Source organism: Paenibacillus sp. JNU01 (assembly GCF_059130585.1).
The window spans coordinates 389,519-409,981 of record NZ_CP169723.1; the positions used below are offsets into that span (position 1 = coordinate 389,519).

The 20,463-nt window shown below is 43.8% G+C and carries 18 protein-coding genes; 12 read left to right on the forward strand and 6 right to left on the reverse strand.

What is annotated here, in order from left to right; genetic code table 11:
* The first annotated feature begins 3 nt into the window (after nucleotides 1–3).
* The 5 genes from NLBNIHML_RS01590 (at nucleotide 4) to glyA (ending at nucleotide 5,469) form a co-directional block, all read left to right on the forward strand.
* The gene (locus NLBNIHML_RS01590; RefSeq protein WP_445252824.1) at nucleotides 4–966 is read left to right on the forward strand and encodes an ABC transporter permease subunit; all 963 of its coding nucleotides are present in this window, start codon (nucleotides 4–6) and stop codon (nucleotides 964–966) included.
* A 14-nt stretch (nucleotides 967–980) separates the two neighbouring features.
* A complete protein-coding gene (gene rbsB, locus NLBNIHML_RS01595; RefSeq protein ID WP_339242634.1) occupies nucleotides 981–1,913 on the forward strand; it encodes a ribose ABC transporter substrate-binding protein RbsB in 933 nt (310 codons plus the stop codon).
* A 317-nt stretch (nucleotides 1,914–2,230) separates the two neighbouring features.
* Complete coding sequence (locus NLBNIHML_RS01600; RefSeq protein ID WP_339242635.1) at nucleotides 2,231–2,974, forward strand: YggS family pyridoxal phosphate-dependent enzyme; 744 nt, start codon at nucleotides 2,231–2,233, stop codon at nucleotides 2,972–2,974.
* Between the two features lie 19 nt (nucleotides 2,975–2,993).
* Nucleotides 2,994–4,199 (forward strand): benzoate/H(+) symporter BenE family transporter, encoded by a 1,206-nt coding sequence (locus NLBNIHML_RS01605; protein ID WP_494353594.1) that lies wholly within the window; start codon nucleotides 2,994–2,996, stop codon nucleotides 4,197–4,199.
* Nucleotides 4,200–4,224: 25 nt separating this feature from the next.
* A complete protein-coding gene (glyA, locus tag NLBNIHML_RS01610) occupies nucleotides 4,225–5,469 on the forward strand; it encodes a serine hydroxymethyltransferase (protein ID WP_494353595.1) in 1,245 nt (414 codons plus the stop codon).
* Nucleotides 5,470–5,607: 138 nt separating this feature from the next.
* On the opposite strand, the gene NLBNIHML_RS01615 is transcribed toward glyA, so the two are convergent.
* Together NLBNIHML_RS01615 and pdxR are read right to left on the reverse strand one after the other, a co-directional pair.
* Nucleotides 5,608–6,228: an NAD(P)-dependent oxidoreductase gene (locus NLBNIHML_RS01615; protein ID WP_494353596.1), complete on the reverse strand. Its 621-nt coding sequence runs from the start codon at nucleotides 6,226–6,228 to the stop codon at nucleotides 5,608–5,610.
* Between the two features lie 44 nt (nucleotides 6,229–6,272).
* Nucleotides 6,273–7,703 carry a MocR-like pyridoxine biosynthesis transcription factor PdxR gene (gene pdxR, locus NLBNIHML_RS01620; RefSeq protein ID WP_494353597.1) on the reverse strand — a complete coding sequence of 477 codons (1,431 nt, stop codon included), beginning with the start codon at nucleotides 7,701–7,703 and terminating at the stop codon, nucleotides 6,273–6,275.
* A 281-nt stretch (nucleotides 7,704–7,984) separates the two neighbouring features.
* Here pdxR and NLBNIHML_RS01625 point away from each other — a divergent pair, with 281 nt between their 5' ends.
* The 7 genes from NLBNIHML_RS01625 (at nucleotide 7,985) to NLBNIHML_RS01655 (ending at nucleotide 16,492) form a co-directional block, all read left to right on the forward strand.
* The gene (locus NLBNIHML_RS01625; protein WP_494353598.1) at nucleotides 7,985–10,090 is read left to right on the forward strand and encodes a serine hydrolase domain-containing protein; all 2,106 of its coding nucleotides are present in this window, start codon (nucleotides 7,985–7,987) and stop codon (nucleotides 10,088–10,090) included.
* Between the two features lie 341 nt (nucleotides 10,091–10,431).
* Nucleotides 10,432–11,877, forward strand: a complete 1,446-nt coding sequence (locus NLBNIHML_RS01630; RefSeq protein ID WP_339242645.1) for an amino acid ABC transporter substrate-binding protein/permease — start codon at nucleotides 10,432–10,434, stop codon at nucleotides 11,875–11,877.
* Entirely contained in the window at nucleotides 11,870–12,598 is a 729-nt protein-coding gene (locus tag NLBNIHML_RS01635; protein ID WP_339261146.1) for an amino acid ABC transporter ATP-binding protein, read from the forward strand. The genes NLBNIHML_RS01630 and NLBNIHML_RS01635 overlap by 8 nt, the downstream gene beginning before the upstream one ends.
* Nucleotides 12,599–12,730: 132 nt before the next feature.
* Nucleotides 12,731–13,093, forward strand: a complete 363-nt coding sequence (locus tag NLBNIHML_RS01640; protein ID WP_339261148.1) for a hypothetical protein — start codon at nucleotides 12,731–12,733, stop codon at nucleotides 13,091–13,093.
* Between the two features lie 132 nt (nucleotides 13,094–13,225).
* Nucleotides 13,226–14,260 (forward strand): NAD(P)-dependent alcohol dehydrogenase, encoded by a 1,035-nt coding sequence (locus NLBNIHML_RS01645; protein WP_339261150.1) that lies wholly within the window; start codon nucleotides 13,226–13,228, stop codon nucleotides 14,258–14,260.
* 199 nt (nucleotides 14,261–14,459) lie between these two features.
* The gene (locus NLBNIHML_RS01650) at nucleotides 14,460–15,050 is read left to right on the forward strand and encodes a TetR/AcrR family transcriptional regulator (RefSeq protein ID WP_339261152.1); all 591 of its coding nucleotides are present in this window, start codon (nucleotides 14,460–14,462) and stop codon (nucleotides 15,048–15,050) included.
* Between the two features lie 68 nt (nucleotides 15,051–15,118).
* Nucleotides 15,119–16,492, forward strand: a complete 1,374-nt coding sequence (locus NLBNIHML_RS01655) for an MFS transporter (RefSeq protein WP_445252953.1) — start codon at nucleotides 15,119–15,121, stop codon at nucleotides 16,490–16,492.
* A 64-nt stretch (nucleotides 16,493–16,556) separates the two neighbouring features.
* On the opposite strand, the gene NLBNIHML_RS01660 is transcribed toward NLBNIHML_RS01655, so the two are convergent.
* The 4 genes from NLBNIHML_RS01660 to NLBNIHML_RS01675 form a co-directional block, all read right to left on the reverse strand.
* On the reverse strand, nucleotides 16,557–17,837 hold the full coding sequence (locus tag NLBNIHML_RS01660; protein WP_494353599.1) for a glycoside hydrolase family 27 protein: 1,281 nt from the start codon (nucleotides 17,835–17,837) through the stop codon (nucleotides 16,557–16,559).
* A gap of 108 nt (nucleotides 17,838–17,945) precedes the next feature.
* A complete protein-coding gene (locus NLBNIHML_RS01665) occupies nucleotides 17,946–18,827 on the reverse strand; it encodes a helix-turn-helix domain-containing protein (protein WP_472478228.1) in 882 nt (293 codons plus the stop codon).
* A 34-nt stretch (nucleotides 18,828–18,861) separates the two neighbouring features.
* Nucleotides 18,862–19,662, reverse strand: coding sequence for a GNAT family N-acetyltransferase (locus NLBNIHML_RS01670; RefSeq protein ID WP_494353600.1), 801 nt, complete (start codon nucleotides 19,660–19,662; stop codon nucleotides 18,862–18,864).
* A gap of 69 nt (nucleotides 19,663–19,731) precedes the next feature.
* A complete protein-coding gene (locus NLBNIHML_RS01675; RefSeq protein ID WP_494353601.1) occupies nucleotides 19,732–20,343 on the reverse strand; it encodes a TetR/AcrR family transcriptional regulator in 612 nt (203 codons plus the stop codon).
* Nucleotides 20,344–20,463 lie beyond the last annotated feature (120 nt).

Sequence of the window (20,463 nt, forward strand, 5' to 3'; positions counted from 1 at the left end):
ACAATGCAGGAAAACAAAACGGCTAAAAGCGGGTTCCGTTTCTCAAGCGTGATACAAAAGTTGGGACCGCTGCTCGGCTTAATCATTCTTATTCTCATCGTATCGGTGTTGAATCCAAGTTTCTTGGAACCGCTTAATATCTTGAATTTATTGCGTCAAGTCTCGATTAATGCACTGATTGCCTTCGGTATGACGTTTGTTATCCTGACGGGTGGAATTGATCTGTCCGTTGGATCGATCCTGGCTTTATCCAGTGCTTTTGTAGCAAATATGATGTTGTCCGGTCTGGATCCAATCTTGTCCATCATTATCGGGGTAGCACTCGGTGGTGTCATGGGTATGGTGAATGGACTGATGATTACCAAAGGAAGAATGGCTCCGTTTATCGCTACATTGGCAACCATGACGATATTTAGAGGATTAACGTTGGTGTATACAAATGGTAATCCAATTACAGGACTAGGGGATAACCTGTTGTTCCAACTGTTCGGCCGTGGATACCTGCTGGGCATTCCGGTACCTGCAATCACGATGCTGATTACCTTTATGATTCTATGGATTATTTTGCATAAAACGGCTTTTGGCCGCAAAACGTACGCCATCGGCGGTAATGAGAAGGCCTCCATTATCTCGGGTATCAAAGTTAATCGCGTGAAAATTATGATCTACTCCCTGACAGGCATGCTCGCTGCTCTGGCAGGTGCAATCTTGACATCTCGGTTGAATTCAGCACAACCGACGGCCGGTACATCCTATGAGCTGGATGCAATCGCAGCGGTTGTATTGGGTGGTACAAGTCTTGCCGGAGGACGTGGACGAATTGTCGGTACCTTGATCGGTGTTCTGATTATCGGCGTACTGAATAATGGATTGAATTTGCTCGAAGTAAACTCATTTTACCAAATGGTTGTGAAAGGTATCGTCATTGCCATTGCCGTCCTGCTGGACCGCAAGAAAACAGCATAAGGAGAGAAGCGAATATGAAAAAGTGGACAATAACACTTGTAAGTGTGATGATGATTATCGTTCTGGCCGGATGCTCTTTGGAACCACCGGAATGGGCCAAACCTGACCCTTCCAAAAGTAACGGACAGAAAAAAATAGGTTTGTCGATCTCTACACTAAACAATCCATTCTTTGTATCACTAAAGGACGGGGTCATGGCTGAAGCCAAAAAACAGGGAGTACAGGTCATCGTGGTGGATGCACAGAACGATTCGGCCAAACAAACCAATGATGTGGATGATCTCATTCAGCAAGGAGTCAGTGCACTTCTGATTAACCCTGCTGACTCTGCAGCGATCTCCACAGCGGTTCAATCGGCCAATAGTGTGGGCATTCCCGTGATCACGCTGGATCGCTCCGCAGACAAAGGCGAAGTGGCAGCATTAGTAGCCTCGGATAACGTTAAGGGTGGACGCATGGCAGCGGAATACTTCGTGGAACAACTCGGTGAAGGAGCCAAAGTTATTGAACTTGAGGGTGTGCCTGGCGCTTCTGCAACAAGAGAACGGGGTAAAGGCTTCCATGAAGTGGCTGACAAGCAACTCGATGTGGTTTCCAAACAATCTGCGGATTTTGATCGGTCCAAAGGATTGAATGTCATGGAGAACTTGCTGCAAGGTAATCCGGACGTGCAAGCGGTATTTGCCCATAATGATGAGATGGCACTTGGTGCGATTGAAGCGATTCAAAGCTCAGGGAAAGATATTCCGGTCATCGGCTTCGATGGCAATGATGATGCAATCAAATCCATTAAAGATGGAAAATTGACGGCAACCGTCGCTCAGCAGCCTGTACTGATTGGTCAACTGGCGCTGCAAGCAGCTCTGGATGTGCTCAGTGGCAAGCAGGTGGAGCCATCGATCCCGGCTGAATTAAAGCTGGTAACGAAGGAAAACGTGAACGAATAAATCATGACATGCAATGTTTCTCGTCTTGTGGAGAAGAGCATAGGGATATAACCAAGCCGCTAATTTAGCGGCTTTTTTTCATTTTATAAGTGTGGACATCACATCAAATGGACCTATTGGCGTTTAAAAGCCTACAAAAGGTGCCCCAATTGAATGGTAGTTTGTTTTGGATTGCTCCAAAATAATGTTTTTGGATATGTATAACCAATCCATTGATTGATATACTAGCATGACGTTCTACACATCTTCACAATACATAAGGAGGAAGGTTATCTTAATGATTCATTCCTGTGCGGAATAGAAAGAAGGCGAATGACATGAAACATCTAGTTGAAGAAAATCTCCAATCGGTAAGACGGCAAATCGCATTGGCCTGTCAGGCCTCAGGGCGTGACATATCGGACATTACCTTGTTGCTCGCCACCAAAACGGTACCGCTAGAGAAATTACAAATGGCTATTCAAGCAGGTGAGGTCCTTTTCGGAGAAAACAAAGCTCAAGAACTTCGGGACAAATTTCCACTTATGGAACAAAACAAACAGGTAGAATGGCATTTTATCGGACATCTGCAAACAAACAAAGTAAAGGACGTTGTTAAATATGTTACGCTCATTCATTCCGTAGATCGTCTGAAGCTGGGTCAGGCGTTACATAACCAGCTTCTCAAAGAGAATAAGACTCTAGACATTCTAGTTCAAATTAACACCTCCTACGAAGAAAGTAAATTTGGGGCCTCTCCAGAAACAGCCATTGAGCTTGTAGAACAATTAACTCAATTCGAAACGTTGAACGTGAAGGGCTTAATGACCATTGGAAAACTGAATGCAACGAATGAAGAAACACGGCATTGCTTTCGTTTGTTAAACCGTATTCGCAATCAAATTAAAGAGAAAAATATTCCGCGTGTAGAAATGGATATTTTATCGATGGGCATGTCCGGTGACTTCCAGGTCGCCATTGAAGAAGGAGCTACAATGATTCGTGTAGGAACAAGTGTATTTGGGCCACGGTATTTACCAGACGAATATTACTGGAATGAAAACACACGCATCGATGATTAAGTGAGAGGTCGTGTTAAATATGAAGACAGCATCTGCTTCATTACGTGGTCGCGATCTGATCTCACCGATGATCGCCGCCTTAATATCTGTGATTGTTAATTACGGGGGTACATTTATTCTTGTGTTTCAAGCTGCAAAAGTGGCTGGTTTAAGCCCGGAAATGACGGCTTCCTGGATTTGGTCCATCTCGATTGGGGTTGGAGTAACGGGGATCTGGCTCAGTTATCGATACAAGGAACCGATTATTACAGCCTGGTCTACACCGGGTGTGGCGTTTCTCGTTTCGGCATTAGCGGTGACCCCTTATCCAGAAGCTATCGGCGCTTACATGATTTCAGCAGTCGGATTTATTATTTTGGGTATGTCAGGCATGTTTGAACGTTTTGTTCGACTTATTCCCCCAGGCATCGCTTCCGGATTGTTAGCAGGTATTTTGCTACAGTTTGGAATTTCGGCCTTTGGAGGGGCTAAGCTTGATCCTTTGCTTGTTACTGTGCTGTTTGCCGCCTACATCGTGCTAAGAAGGTTTACTTCCCGTTACGCCATTGTTGGCATATTGGCAGTTGGTTTGATTTATTTAATATGTATGGGAAAAACGGACTTCAGTACGATCCAATTGGCGGTCGCTTCTCCTGTACTTGTTTTCCCCGCGTTTTCGTTAAATGCTTTACTTGGCGTTGCTCTACCACTGTTCATTATTACCCTGACAGGGCAGTATATGCCCGGAATGCTAGTTTTGCGTAATGATGGATTCAAGACAAGTGCCAATCCCATTCTGGCGGTAACAGGTTTGGGATCACTGCTTGCAGCCCCATTCGGATCACATGCTTTTAACGTGGCGGCTATTACCGCAGCGATATGTACAGGAAAAGATGCACATGAGGATGCAACAAAACGGTACATAGCGGGGATTGCTTGTGGAATCTTTTATATTTTTGTTGGTATTTTTGGCGTAACCTTAGCTGCACTGTTTTTGATTCTTCCTGCTACCTTTATTGCAACATTAGCCGGACTGGCGTTGCTAGGAACAATTGGTGGCAGTCTCGCGAATGCATTAACGGAGCCTAAAGGACGCGAAACCGCATTGATTACCTTTCTGGCGACCGCAGCCAATGTGACCTTACTTGGTGTTGGTGGTGCATTTTGGGGACTATTTGCAGGAATGATGGCGCATCTACTAATGAATAGTAGAATTCCCAAAAAACGAGCTGGATCGAATAGATAAGTTCATTATTGAGAGGAAGATGTTCATGAAACATTTGGAGAAGCAAGATCAAGTCATAGGAAATGCTGTCCAGCAAGAGCTTGTACGGCAGCGGAATACGATTGAACTGATTGCATCAGAGAATTTTGTGAGTCAAGCTGTGATGGAAGCAACGGGTTCCGTATTGACCAATAAATATGCGGAGGGGTATCCGGGCAGAAGATATTATGGCGGATGTGATCATGTAGATACCGTCGAAGAGATAGCGAATCACCGCCTTAAAACGCTTTTTGGAGCTGAACATGCGAATGTGCAGCCTCACTCCGGTGCTCAGGCAAACATGGCTGTTTATTTTGCCTCGGTGGAGATCGGTGACACAATCCTTGGTATGAATTTATCCCATGGTGGTCATTTAACACACGGAAGTCCTGTTAATTTTTCAGGGAGATTGTACAATTTTGTTCCATACGGTGTCGATGCACAAACGGGCCGTATTGACTTTGACGAAGTACGTAAACTTGCTCATAAGTATCGTCCACGCATGATCGTTGCAGGTGGAAGTGCATACCCGCGAACCATTGAGTTTGAATTATTTGCCCAGATTGCCGCCGAAGTGGGAGCACTTTTCTTTGTAGATATGGCGCATATAGCCGGAATTGTTGCCGCAGGTTTGCATCCTAACCCGGTACCACATGCACATTTTGTTTCAACTACCACACATAAGACCTTACGAGGACCACGAGGGGGAGCCATCTTATGCGGGGAGCCGTGGGCACAGTCGATCGACAAAGCTGTATTCCCGGCAATTCAGGGTGGTCCATTCATGCACGTCATAGCGGGGAAAGCGGTGGCATTCGGTGAGGCATTACAACCTGATTTCACAACATACATGGAGAGTGTTCTGGATAACGCCAAAGTATTGGCAGAAACATTAATTAATGAAGGACTCACCCTTGTATCAGGAGGAACAGATAATCATATGGTGTTGGTTGACTTACGATCCATTGATCTTACAGGCAAAGTAGCCGAAGCTTTACTTGATGAAGTAGGGATTACGGCAAATAAAAATGCAATCCCTCACGATACGGCAAGTCCTTTGGTTACGAGTGGTATCCGCTTTGGAACACCGGCTATGACTTCAAGGGGGCTTGGAGGCAGGGAAATGAAAGAAATCGGTCAGCTTATAGCGCTTGCCTTCAAGAATCCAACGAACTCGGATGTCAAAAAACAGATATTAGGTAGTGTCCGCGAAATCACTTCGCAATACCCTTTATATGAAGGGCTTGAATAGTTTAAGAGCAGCAACATTAAAAGCCTGCAATTGATCCTGATGGATTACAATTGCAGGCTTTTAATGTTGCTTGCTTAAATTGAGAACTTATTTTTTTGAACAGAAGAGATACACCATAAGTGAAGTTTAAGACACGCCCTAATAGGCTATTCCTACACGAGACTGTATATACTCATCAGATATTAATTGCTGATAAGCAAACTCTGCCGTATCGATTACAGATATTGAAGTTCCACCGTATGGCAAGTAGTTGCGCTCAACTCGATACTTACCGGGCGATTCTCCATCATATAAATAGGTGGGGCATACAATCGTCCATTCCAACTCTGAGGCCTTGAGAATGTTGTACATTTCCAGATGCTCTTCAGCTGCGCGCGTTGACTTACGTTTGGATTCGGAGGATTGAAAACGAAACAAGCCAGGATCCGTTCGACTTTCCAATATTCCTGCTGTACCAATGGTAATGATTCTTCTGATATGCTCCTGAGCCATAGCCTCAACAATTAATTTCGTGGATTGTGATAATGTAGTCGTTCCATCTGTACCTAAGGCACTAACAACGAGATCAGCACCCTGAATGGCGTGATGAATATCCTCTTTGGCTAGAGCGTTTCCTTGAAGCAGGACGAAATGGTCATCGCTGATATGTACCTTTTCCGGGCTTCTTACCAGTGCAGTTACATGATGATTGGAACGTAGGGCACTAGCGACAAAATGACTTCCAACCCGTCCGGTAGCTCCTAACACTAAAATTTTCATCGCAAAAACATCCTTTCAAATCCAATTGGAGAGCATGTTCTCCATCATAATACAATCTTCGCAAGTCGATGTATGCCATCCTCAATCTGATCCTCATCCACTTTCGCAAAACCTAATATCCATCCTTTTCGATGACTCTCCAGGCAATATCTACTAAGCGGATACACGCGCACACCTTGATCAAGAGCAGCATTCGTCAGCGCTTCTTCATCAAATGACATTTCTGATTCTAGAAGCATATGTAATCCCGTTTCCACACCACTTAATGTAAATCGTGAGCCTAACCCAGAAGCAACAATGGCTTTAGTCATGACTTCGTGTCTGCGTCGGTATATGTTCCGAACTCTTCTCATATGGCGCATAAAATGACCACGCTCAATAAAATGAGTTAGCGTTAACTGTTCCATAATCGGAAGATGACGATAAGTCAATTCTTGAACTTGGGTAAGACGATCGATGGCTATTCTGGGCCCGATGATAGCGGATAGCCGAATGCCAGGTGCAACCATTTTGGAAAAACTCATCATATAAAGCGTATTCTGAGGTTGCTGACTGAATATAGTCGGAAGTGGATCTCCACGGTACCTAAATTCGCTATCGTAGTCATCCTCAACAATCCAATATCGATGATGAGCAGCCATGTGCATTAATTGTTGCCTGCGAGGTTCTGACATAATAACACCTGCTGCGCATTGATGAGAAGGTGTGACATATACGAGTTTTGTCTCTGGGTGAATAAGATCTACACATAATCCATACTCATCGACTGGAACAGAATCGACTTGCATCCGGCGGTGTTTCATCGCCATCCAAGCAGCAGGGAAGCCGGGATCTTCTACGGAAACTCTGTCTCCCTCACTTAAGAGGGCCTGAGCGATTAAATCAATGCTATGTTGTGCACCGGACGTTAACAAGATTTGATCCACTTCGATATGAATGCCTCGTTCAAGTGACAAATAACGCTGAATCTGCTCTCTTAACGCCAGTAAACCTCTGGCATCGCCGTAAGCCCAAAGATCCAGATTGGGTTCAGTGGAAGCTTGTAAAAAAGATTGCCTCCAGGCTTTTGTGAAACTTTCATCCAGATAAGGCTCGTGGGGATTAAAATCTATCTCGATCTTACGGCGGTCTCTATTGCCGAACCAACGATGCAGATGACCAATAGATTCGGTTAGTGCAGGCAGTTCGGGAGGAAGCGGCCCTTGGATCGTGGTTTCTTCTGATGAACGCGGGGCGTATGCCCAATCACTAACCCTTGTCCCTGCCCGACGGGAAGTTACCGTATACCCTCGGCTGAATAATTCCTCGTACACAATCTGTATGGTTGACCGTGAAACACCAATCAATTGGGCGAGTTCGCGGGATGGGAGCAATAATTCACCTGGTCTCCATTTTCCAGTTGTAATATGTTGAATCGCTTGATCCAAAAGTTGCTGCCAGATCGGGCGAGGGTCATCTCGATTCACTTTTAGCATAAATTCAACTCCAATATGGGGCATTATGGATTGCTTTTAATTATGTATTTACGGTCGTTATTGGCACTCCATTGATTGATATATTATCATGGAAAAAGTTTTTTTTGTAAACAAAACAGAGTTGTACTAAAGGGTTCTTTATCATGTGTTCAATTTATTTTGGTCGTTCCTGGCTGGTTCATACTCGATTCATATTCAAGCCATAGACAGTTCATCATGTTCGGTTACACTACTGGAGTACTACCACAGAGATTCCTAATCCATAGACTAGACAGGAGAAGATGAGATTGACACGAAAGAAACGAAGTTCTATCGCAGCCATAACCTTGGTGCTTGCGATGATGTCCCCAATGTCGGCCATGGCCACACCCGCTACCAGTGATGGTGGTAGACCTACGTATGATGTAACTAAAAAGGCAGCAAGTGAGAAGGCGAAGATACTTACCGAATCATACGCTACGACAAGTGTACAGTACGCACTGATGGATGGGGGCGAGATTGTAATTTCCGGTCAGGCCAGCAAAGATGGCTTAAAAAACAACATTCCGCTTTCGTCTGATACCATGTATGGCATTGGTTCAACCAGTAAAATGGTGCTTGCTACCGCCGTAATGAAGCTGGTGGAACAAGGTAAAATCGATCTTGATGAGCCTGTCGTGAAGTATATCCCGGACTTTAAAATGAAAGACAATCGTTACGATAAGATTACACCACGTATGCTCCTGAATCATTCATCCGGACTTCTCGGAACGTCAAGTAACAGTGCAATTCTGTTTGGAGATCATGATACCTATGCACATGATACGTTACTGGAACAATTGGCGACGCAACATCTGAAGGCCGATCCTGGTGCATACTCGGTGTATAGTAACGATGGTTTTACATTAGCTGAAATTCTGGTTGAACGGGTCAGCGGCATGAGTTTCACCACGTTCATGCACCGTTACATAACGGAACCACTTGGGATGGATCATACTAAAACACCGCAGGATATTGTGGACCTTAGCCAAATGGCAGCAACATATTCCTCGTCGCAAGAGGAGAAACTTCCATTAGAGACTACCAATATGATTGGGTCGGGAGGTATCTATTCCACCGCAGAAGACCTAGTCCAATTCTCGAAAATCTTTACAGGTGAGGTTGAAACGGTTCTTTCACAGCAATCTGTAGAGGCCATGCAGCAAGAAGAATACAAAAGAGGCATGTGGCCGGAAGAAGGCGATTCGTCCATTGGCTATGGCCTGGGATGGGACAGCGTGAACCTGTTTCCTTTTAATGATTACGGCATTCAGGCAGTAAGCAAAGGTGGCAATACGATAACCTATCATTCCTCATTGATTGTGTTACCGGAATATAACATGGCTGCTGCCGTAACCTCTTCGGGTGGTCATAGCTCAACCGATCAATTGCTGGCAACTGAGCTGTTGCTTGGCGCGCTTGAGGAAAAGAATATTATTCTAGAGCGTAAGCCGGAGAAGTCACATGGTGTACCGGTAAAAGCAACCATGCCGAAGGAACTTACAAAGCATACGGGTACGTATGGCGGTGGTGCAAACATGTTATTGAACTTGGCCGTGAAGGATGGTGGACAATTAACGCTATCTAACTTGTCGTCTCCTAACAGCCAAGATCAGACATATACTTACAGCGCTGATGGCTCATTCATTAATGATGAGGGTACGGAAAAGCTCAAATTCGTTCAGGAAGTCAACGGAAACACATACTTGTGGTCTCGCTCGTATCAGTCTGTTCCCGGACTTGGACAAGTTGCTTCTTCTGAATATAAAGCAGAAAAGCTTGAAACTAATGAACTGTCTGCAGAAGTAAATGCAGCATGGCAGAAACGGCAGGGCAAAGCATACGTGTTGGTCAATGAAAAATACACATCCACATTGTACAATGCAGCTATGCCGATCATTCCCATTCATACTTTTAATGAGCTGCCTGGTTATATCTACACCAATAAAATTATGGGAGCTAACCAAGCCGTAAACCAATTGCAAATTCCTGGATTAGCAGGACGTGACACAATGGAGTTCAATTTATATGAAGAAAATGGTGTGGAATACGTTACAGCCGGAGGCAATGTCTATGCCGCTCAAGATATCATAAAACCGATCTATGCGGGAAGACATTCGAAGACAACAATTCAAGCGAATGGTCATGCTACATGGTACTCAATTCCTGCATCGGCCGCAGGTAAAGAAATGACGGTCAAGATGTCTTCAAACAGCGCATTTGCTGTATATGACCAAGCAGGTGTAGGTATTAATCATACAGTGGTCAGTGGAAAAAATGAAATTGTATTGCCTGAGAACGGAACCATTGTGTTTGCGGGTGAAGCTGGTTCTAAGTTCGAGATTGTATTGACAACCAGAGAAAATTAATAGATGATAAAAAAACTGTACAACAAGAAGTCGCGGAAATCGCGGCTTTTTTGAGTTTTAAATTTTAAATAATACGTTTTAAAGTAAATGTACCTTTTTCAGATTTGCGATGTAATATTGGGTTTCGTAAAGCTTACCTAAAGGGTAAGTATAAAGAGGGCTTTTACTGGTTGGAAAAAAATGATGGAGGAAAATGTTGCAAGTGGAAAGGCAAAGCATTGATTGTTAATATACAGTAAATAATAACAATCAAATAAGCAGAAGATCGACAAAAAGGTTAACAGCAATACGGATTTCAAAGAAAATAATGATTATTCGGACAACCGAGACGGGGAGGACACATGAAAACAACGAAGATCTCATTTTTTATACTTTCACTGATGCTGCTCCTGGTGAGCGGTCTATCAGGGTGGGTTGGGAACGCTGCTGCAGCATCCGATTCAGGTAAAACTTATATTATCGGAACCGATATCACATTTGCTCCATTCGAATATCAAGACGAGAATGGTGATTATGTAGGTATTGATATGGATTTGCTGGATGCCATCGCCAAAGACCAAAATTTCAAGTACCAAATCAAAGCTCTCGGATTTAACGCAGCTGTACAGGCACTTGAGGCCAATCAGGTTGATGGTGTCATTGCAGGGATGAGTATTACGGATGAAAGAAAAGCAAAATTTGATTTCTCAGAGCCATATTATGATTCAGGCGTAGTCATGGGTATTAGCGCGAATAATGATACCATAAAGAGCTACGAGGATCTTCGTGGTAAAAAGGTCGCCGTGAAAACGGGTACAGAGGGGTACAGCTTTGCTGAATCCATCGCTTCGAAATATGGATTTACCATTGTTCCATTCGACGATTCTTCCCAAATGTATGATGATGTTAAGACCGGTAATTCCGCCGCCTGTTTTGAAGATGAACCTGTACTAAGATTCGGGGTAAAACAGAATAATGGTCTGAAAGTGGTTACTGACAAAGAAGACGGGGCTTCCTACGGATTTGCGGTAAGTAAGGATAAAAATCAGGAGCTTCTGGAGATGTTCAATGCTGGTCTCGTGAATATCAAAGCTAATGGTGAGTATGAGCGCATTATTGCGGAATATGTTGGAGAGAATGCCCAAGTCGCCAATCAAGGTCGCTGGGAGCTCATTCAGAAATCTCTTCCTGCCTTGTTTAAAGGTCTGGGGAACACACTTATATATACGATTGTGTCACTGTTCTTCGCGTTTATTATTGGTTTGATATTCGGATTCATGAAGGTGGGACAGAACAAATTCCTACGTGGTGTTGCCACTGTATTTGTAGATATCTTCCGCGGTATTCCGCTGATTGTCCTGGCATTCTTTATCTATTTCGGGATTCCACAGGCGATGGGCTTCACGATGCCATTGTTCTTGGCGGCTATTCTGACACTTAGTTTGAACGCAGGAGCATATGTAACTGAGATTATCCGAGGCGGGATTCAATCGATTGATCGTGGTCAGATGGAAGCTGCCCGTTCATTGGGACTTCCTTATCGCAAAGCAATGATTAAGATTGTCATTCCGCAGGCAGTGCGGGTTATGATTCCATCCTTTATTAACCAGATGGTGATCACGCTGAAGGATACGTCCATCCTATCCGTTATTGGTCTTGTAGAGTTGACACAATCGGGTAAAATTGTCATCGCAAGAACGTTCTCCTCTTTTGACATTTGGTTAACGGTTGCGGTTATGTATCTGATTGTTATCATCACATTGACCAAAGTTGCTGATTATCTGGAGGTGAAGGTTCGTCGTGGCTAAAATTAAAGTTGAAGGTTTGAAGAAAAGTTTCGGCTCGAATCAGGTTCTCAAGGGAATTGATGTAGCGGTCAACGAAGGAGAAGTCGTCTGTGTCATCGGACCTTCCGGCTCAGGAAAAAGTACCTTCTTGCGCTGCATCAACCAATTGGAGGATATCACAGCAGGTCGAGTTATCGTGGATGATCAGGACCTCAATGATCCTAAAACCAACATTAACAAAGCGCGTGAAAATATCGGCATGGTATTTCAACATTTTAACTTATTCCCTCATTTTAACGTCTTGAAAAATATAACGTTTGCGCCAAGAGAATTAGGGGTTTTAAACGCAGAAGAGGCTCGAAAAACGGGCCTTAGCTTACTCGATCGTGTCGGGTTGTCTGATAAAGCGGATAGTTTCCCCACTCAACTCTCGGGCGGGCAAAAACAACGGGTTGCTATCGCTCGTGCGCTTGCCATGAACCCGGATGTGATGTTATTTGATGAACCAACTTCGGCACTTGATCCAGAGATGGTAGGCGAAGTTCTGGGGGTTATGAAAGATCTCGCCAGCGAAGGTATGACGATGATCATTGTTACACACGAGATGGGTTTTGCACGTGAAGTAGCTGATCGCGTCATCTTCATGGACGGTGGATATATTGTCGAGCAGGGTACCCCTGAACAAATATTTGGAAATCCGAAGAATGAACGGACGATCAGCTTTTTGGAAAAGGTACTCTAGAACTGATGAAGACTATACAGTTTTCACATTGAAAGTCGCTAGTTTTAGCGGCTTTTTTTGTTATATTTATGAGGTGATTTAATTTAATATATTTGAATACCAAATCAAGCAAGAAAGCGAGGTCTGTACTCCATGGAAAATGTGTCACAGGAAGACAAACTGGAATCCATCAAAGCCTTTCAATCAACCATCCGCAAATCGGAAAATGCCTTAGTGAATATGACTCAGAATAGTAATAACACAACATTGCTACAGAAACGTCTCCAAGCTTTTTACATTGGTCTAGCTTTGTTGGATAAACAGTGGAATCAAAAAGCTCATTCATACACGAAGGAAGATATAACAGAAGCCCGTCTTGTCTTGATTGGATTGTTTCCATCCCTTGAGAGCATGTATGCCAAGGCCAAAGAAGGTAGCCCTCAAAAGACTCTTCTGGAAAGAAGAATGAAAGCATTTCATCTTGCCGTTCATGCCATGGATGATCTCGCATTTTAAGTATTCCAACATTACAAATCTTCTACAAGTGAAACCGCTGAATATATATCAACGTATCCGTTGTTTGACAGGAAGATTGGGTATGCGTAATGGACCATGGATACAACTATGTCTATCGAATGGAGACTGATCATGGGCGGAAAAACGTATCATGCTGGATTACCCCAAAAATCGGGAAATAACTTCATGAATGCATTGGTATATGATACCTATGGAACACCAGAAGTCCTGCGATTGGAAAAAGTATCTGTCCCTATGCCCAAGGATCATGAAGTGTTAATTGAGGTCCATGCGACTTCGGTAAATTCATGGGATTGGGATCTCCTTCGTGGGAAGCCATTTGTTAACCGCATCGGCGCGGCAAGGCAGCCGCGTTATCGAATTCTTGGCGCAGACGTCGCAGGGCGCGTAATCGCCGTTGGAGCATCTGCTACACGGTTCAAACCAGGAGACGAGGTGTTCGGAGATCTTTCCGGTTGCGGGTGGGGGGGATTCGCGGAATATGTATGTGCGGCTGAGGAGGCCTTGACACTCAAGCCAACCGGTATCGACTATGTGCAGGCAGCGGCTATTCCTCAAGCAGCCGTTCTGGCTTTGCAAGGTCTACGTGATCGGGGAAAGCTGCAAAAGGGGCAGCGTGTTCTGATTAATGGCGCCGGTGGCGGAGTCGGAACATATGCCATCCAATATGCCAAATTGCTTGGGGCTGAGGTGACTGGCGTTGACAGTGCTGAAAAGCTCGACATGATACTTGCTGTGGGAGCTGACTATGTGTTGGATTACAGGAAAGCGAATTTCACTGCTGTAGGTGTACAATACGACCTGATTCTGGATGTCATCGGAAAGCACTCGGTTTTTGCTTTGAAACGTGCACTAGGTAGTGGAGGCAGGTACGTAATGATCGGAGGCCCAATGCCCCGTATTCTTCTCAATCTGATATGTGCACCGTTCATTGCCAGACTTGAACATAAGAAAATAATGCTTCTTATCCATAAACCGAATCATGAGGATCAAGAGGTGTGGAGAGAACTTGTTGAATCAGGAGAAGTCGTGCCGATTGTTTATCGGGAGTATGCGTTAAGCGAAGCGGCTCAAGCCTTTCGGGATATTGGAGAAGGCCGTGTGAAAGGAAAAGCCGTCGTCTCCATCAAGAAAATGGATTTATGAATATGAAGGGCATTATGAAGGTTGTTTGTCGATTCGTAATCAAAATTATAAGATCATAGTTCCGTCCAGGTCGCTAAATTAGCGGCTTTTTTTGTGCTTTCAAGTGCTATTGGAAATACACCTTGACAATAAAAAGTTCTTTAGTTAACATTGCATCAATGACAGTGGATACTGACATACAGGAAGGAGGGATATAAACATGTCCATCAGCAGTAATCTTAGCAGTAAAGAAAAATTAATGTTGACGGCCATCGATTTAATTTCAAAAAAAGGCTATAAAAGTGTGACGACACAGGAAATAGCCACAACAGCCGGACTAAGTGAGAAAACCTTGTTTCGTCTCTTTAAAACTAAACAAAACTTGTTAGAGACTGCCTTTGACCAATATCATTATGCAGAAGAGATGACAAGGATCTTCAATGAAAAACTGGTATGGGATCTGTATACAGATTTGTTGCTAATCAGCAAGACATATCATAATATCATGAACCGTAATCGAAAATTGTTTATGATTAGCCTCAAGGAAGTAGAGAATTTACCCGGTTATAGAGAGAGAACGGTAAAGCATCCTCAACAACTTTTGGATATTCTAACCAATTACTTTAATATCATGTATGATAAAGGAAAGTTGGCTAAAATCAATCCTGAACTGCAAGCTTTTTCATTCATGTCATTGAATTATGGTGTATTCATAAATAATCTCGAAGAAGAAGTGCTTTTTCCAGGGCTCTCATTGGAAGGCATCATTACAGAGAGTGTATGGACGTTTACTAGGGCATTAACTCCCTAGTTTTTTTAAGCTTTTTAATGACAGTAAGTACTGACAGACTAAATATATTCAAAAGAATTGAGGAGAGTATGATGAACACCAATAAAGAAGCGTTATTACTCCGTGTTCTTGTTTTTACACTGATTATATCAGTCATGAATGGAATGATGTTTAATGTTGTATTACCTGTGATTGGCGAAGAGTTCCAACTTACTGCTTCTCAATCGAGCTGGATCGTTACAGGTTATTTAGTTGTATATGCGATTGGTACAGTGACTTACGGGAAACTTACCGATAAATACAGCATGAAGGTTCTAATTTCGTTTGGTCTTTGGATATTGGCAGCAGGCTCTCTTCTGGGGATGGTGGCAACAGAGTATTGGATGGTTATTATCGCACGGATCGTGCAGGCTGCTGGTGCAGCGGTCATACCTGCATTGGCCATGATTATTCCCGTTCGATACTTCGCACCGGAGAGACGCGGGCAAGCCTTGGGTACCTCTGCCATTGGCATAGCTCTTGGAAATGCCCTTGCTCCGATCGTGGCCGGATTTGTATCGAGCGCTTTGAGTTGGGAATTTCTTTTTGTGATCCCATTACTTTCTCTTGCTACGCTACCTTTTTATCGAAAATACCTGGATGATGGAAAAGGCGGCAGTGAAAAAATGGATTATTTGGGTGGAGCGTTATTAGCAGGAACAGTTGCTACACTTTTGCTTTCATTAACCCAATCTAATGCATGGTTCCTACTAACCGGGATTATCTTATTGCTACTGTTCATCGTGCGTATTCGTTATGCGGAAGTGCCGTTTGTAAAACCGGCCTTATTTCAAAACAAAGCCTATTCAGCTGGAATGGGAATTGCATTCCTTCTGGTCGCTATCAGTCCTGCGATTCCATTTACTACGCCACAATTGCTCTCGGAAGTACATGGTCTATCCCCAGCATGGACAGGTGTCATTATGCTACCTTCTGCGCTCGTAGCTGCACTTCTCGGACGCAGAGGTGGAAGGCTCGCGGATGAAAAAGGGAATCCTTTTTTACTGTATACGGCATCTTCACTACTTGTTGTTGGTTTTATAAGCTTATCGTTAGTTGTAGGTGCTACACCGGTCTTGATTTCCTTTTTTCTTGTTTTTGGTGTTCTGGGTCAGTCTTATATACAAATTGCGGTCTCAAATACCATTGCTCAGACGCTTCCCAAAGAGCAAATTGGAATAGGGATGGGGCTACTATCCATGTTTAACTTCATTGCAGTGTCTGTGTCTACTGCTGCCTTAGGAAAGGTTCTTGACGGGGGAACAGCAACGCTTCAACTTAACCCTCTGCTTCAAAATAAGACAGCTTTTGTGTACAGTAATATATTTATTGTGCTCGCCTTGTTTGTTATTGCGATGACTATGCTATATATGCTTCAATTTGGACGTATGTCCAAAACTGTTCATCATTCGAGTTCATCTTAAGGATGAACATAAATGAGAGAGGTCTGCCTAATGAATGACAGACCTCTCTTTTTCTTATTGAAGCTTAAGAAAACCGATAGAGACGTACACCGTGTGTTGGCACAGTTGTAGTTAAAGAATTCAGTGTGATTTCAGCCGCATCCCCGCTCCACAATTCGCTACCTTCGGTAATACCGGACAGTCCAATCTTATCAAAAGACAGATCCACGGGAAGGGGGTTCTCTCCTGTGTTAAATACAGCGACGTAAGCGTAACCATCCGCATGTTGGGCAGTCCACACAATAAGATCTTCTTGGCGGAAGGCTTCTCTGGCTCCATAACTCTCGCGATGCATTCGCAGAACCTCACGATTGGTTAACAGGGACAGCGTCCATTCGTCGTTATCTCGCAGTTCACCACCAAAAATGAGCGGGGAACGGAAGATACTCCACAGTGACATCATCGTTAATTGCTCGTCAGGTGTGAACCGAGTCCAGCGATCCGCTCCACCACCGTCTACAGAACGGATACCGATATGACCCAATGGCAACATATCACAGTCTGGCCAGCAGCCTGCTTGGGAAACCCCTTGCCACGTCCGGCAGCGATCAAACATATCCAATAACAGCGGCCAAAGATCCCAGAAATCATCCGTAACACGCCACATGTTTGCATGTGCGGCTAAGAATTCCGAGTATTCCACCGGAGCAGGCCCAGGAGAGAGACTCAGTACCATGGTGCGCCCGGAGCGCTCAATCGCTTTGGATATCATCTCAATCTCGGGCTGATGAGTATCATAGAGCCTGGAAGCAGCGATATCGTCTACCTTCACCAAGTCAACGCCCCATTGGGCATATAATTCAAAGAGCGAATCGTAATAGGCCTGTGCGCCTTCTTTTGAGCTATCGACACCATACATATCCGTATTCCACGGACAGATGGAGTTCGGATGAGCAATATCGCGCGCAGTGGCGGTTGTGCCCAGGATCGAAGTCCCTGCATGTGCAGCTTGACGTGGAATACCCCGCATGATGTGAATGCCAAATTGCAACCCCAGACTATGAACGTAGTCGGCTAATGGCTTAAATCCCTGTCCACCGGCAGCAGAGGGAAACCGATTCTCAGCAGGCATAAGCCGTGAATATTCATCCATGATTAGTGGAACGAATGGACGATATTGCGAAGAATTGGCCAAAGGCTCGTACCATTGAATGTCGACCGTAATATAGCTCCAGCCGAAGTCTTTAAGATGTTCTGCCATGTACTCCGCGTTGCCACGAATTTCGTCTTCCGTAACAGCCGCACCGTAACAATCCCAACTGTTCCAGCCAAGCGGTGGAGTTGATGCTGCAAGCGTATGATTCATGGGAATACTCCTCTACTGATTAATTATTGCTCTCGCTAAATTCATCATAATAAAGGATTTTATTAATATCTACAGTAATGTTGAGTGTGTAATAGCAAAATATTGCGGTTAGTCGAAGAATAATTTACGGTACACAAGGCTTTCACCACCGCTTCGAAATTCGCCTGGCGTAACCCCGGTTATACTGCGAAAAGCTTTGATAAAATAACTTCCACTGGAATAACCAACTTGTTCGGCGATGACTTCAATGCTAAGAGTAGTTCCGCGCAGCAGTTCGAAAGCTTTCTCGGTACGTACACGGGTGAGATAAGCACCTGGAGTCAAGCCTGTACTGGAGGAAAAGCGACGTATAAAGTGATATTTGGAAAGGGAAACATACTCGGCAAGGTGATCAATACTGATCATCTTGGAGTAATTGTTCTCTATATATTCAACGGCTATTTGAATGTTTTCAGACCAATTCTCCTTGTTGCGTAATGTTGTTCTCTGTAAGCGGGTCAATTCTGTCATGAACTGATATACGCTGGATGATGCAATCAGGGGATCAGTGATTCTGCCTGCCGCCGCATCAGTCACGATCATACGCAACAATCGGATGGGTGTACAATCAACGGGGAGATAGGGAACTTCTCCCGCTTCCCGAAGGAATTTTCGCCAATGGGACAGAATAAGAGTGGGCCTGAACAACAGGAACAGAAACTCCCAAGGTTCTTTTGACGCTGAATCATAGTAATAGCGATGTGCTCCTGGAATTTCTGCCAAAAAAGCTTGTCCTGCGGAAACATGATGTATGCAATTGTTTGACTCAAATACACCTTCACCCGAAGTTGTATATTGGAATAATAGAAGAGGCCCGTCCGAACGTTCAAGTCCATCCCAATGATAAGAAGGTTCAGTTATTGAATCACTTCCGGCTGCATAGAGTACACACAGTTGGAGCTCTTTGTCTTCGGCGAATCGAAACCCATAAGTTCCTCTGGGGATATTCATATCAGCTCTCCTTGTTGCCCCAAATTTTGCGCATTTATGCGTTATACCAATACATTGGTTGCTCCTCGATCTTATCAAAACAAAGCTTGTTTGCCATATGTAATGATTCAATGTTATCGGCGTGACAGCACCAGTTCGGTACTAATCCTTTGTGTATACACTCTTGAATAAACCGAACACCGACAGCTGTAGCCAATCCTTGCATCTTATGTTCCTCAAGTGTGATGATATCGATCTCCGCATAACCACCACCTACATACGGAGAAGAGCAGACGCTAACAATTTCACTATCTCGAGTAATAAAATGCGCAATACCATTAGCAATAAAGTGCAGTACAGAGTCCCATACAATTGAATAGTAGGAGTAAAAATCATTAATGTACTTCGTTGCGATGGATGGATTTAATTCTACGAGGTTAAAGTGTTTACCTAAAGTGTGAGTATCTCCTTGGTATCTCTCGGTAAACTTCATCTTATTGAACGAAAAATATGTGCGTTTGATTTTCTTTGCGTTCGGTAATTCATAGTTATCAAGTAAATCGATCCAATCTTCCGAAAATAGTGCCAGTGCATAAAAATCTATTTTATGATTCTCTTTGTTTATTAAAAATCGAATGACGTCATCATTAAATTTTCGATTGCTTGCCGTCCCCAATGAACAGTAAAAACCACCACAGCTTGTGATCAGGGCTGAAGTTATGTTGTGCTTGTTATTTACGAATACAGTTCCTTGTTGTCTTTGCTCAAGTACGGAATACACAAATACAGCTTTATTCTTGATCTCTATGAGAAGAGGAAGTATTAAATGAACCTCTTGCCATGGTAGAATTTCCAAAACTACACCTTCCTTTGCGTTTATCATGCTTATATAGGGTAGAATTTCTCTTCTCAAGCAGAATCAATTTCACTGCGCTCCGCGAATGAAAATATCCACTAGTCTCTGGCCTAATGATAAATTGGAACCATATTTATTCAGGTTATCTTCCCGATTACCCATTAGCATCATGGTCGAGAAGGTCTCTGCCAGAAAAAACGGATCGTCCGACCGTAGTCTGTTTTCATCCATTGCCCGTTGAAAATGAATGGCTAACACTTCGTGAATATGATGCTCTGCATCCCGTATGTCCTGAATCTGGACCTGGTCAAGAAAAGGCTCAGCTTCTCGGAGCATCGTGACAATCTCTGCATGTGGATTGGCCAGTCTGGCCTCTGCCAAACGCACAAGCCCCGACTCCAGACTCTCGGATTGATCGAGCATATGCGAGGTTAATCGGCTCACATTCTGAAGCATCGTTGTGAAGGCAACTTTAAACAGCTCTGGCTTGCTGGTGAAATGATAATAAATGGTTGGTTTTGACACGTTACATGCTTTGCCAATTTGCTGAAGTGTAACTGCTTCGTAGCCATACTCCATGAACAGCTTTGAAGCTGTTTGTATGATGGTTTGCTGAATGGAGATATCGTCATCGCCATGTTTGGGTCTTCCAGGCAAACGTTTGTGTGATTTTTCTGTCATTGGACTTCCCTCCATGAATATTTTATGACAAATAACGATGGTTAGCAAAATCATCTTGTAATTATACTTACCGGTAAGTATAATTTGTGAAGAGTTAAAATAAGAACACATTATCCTCAT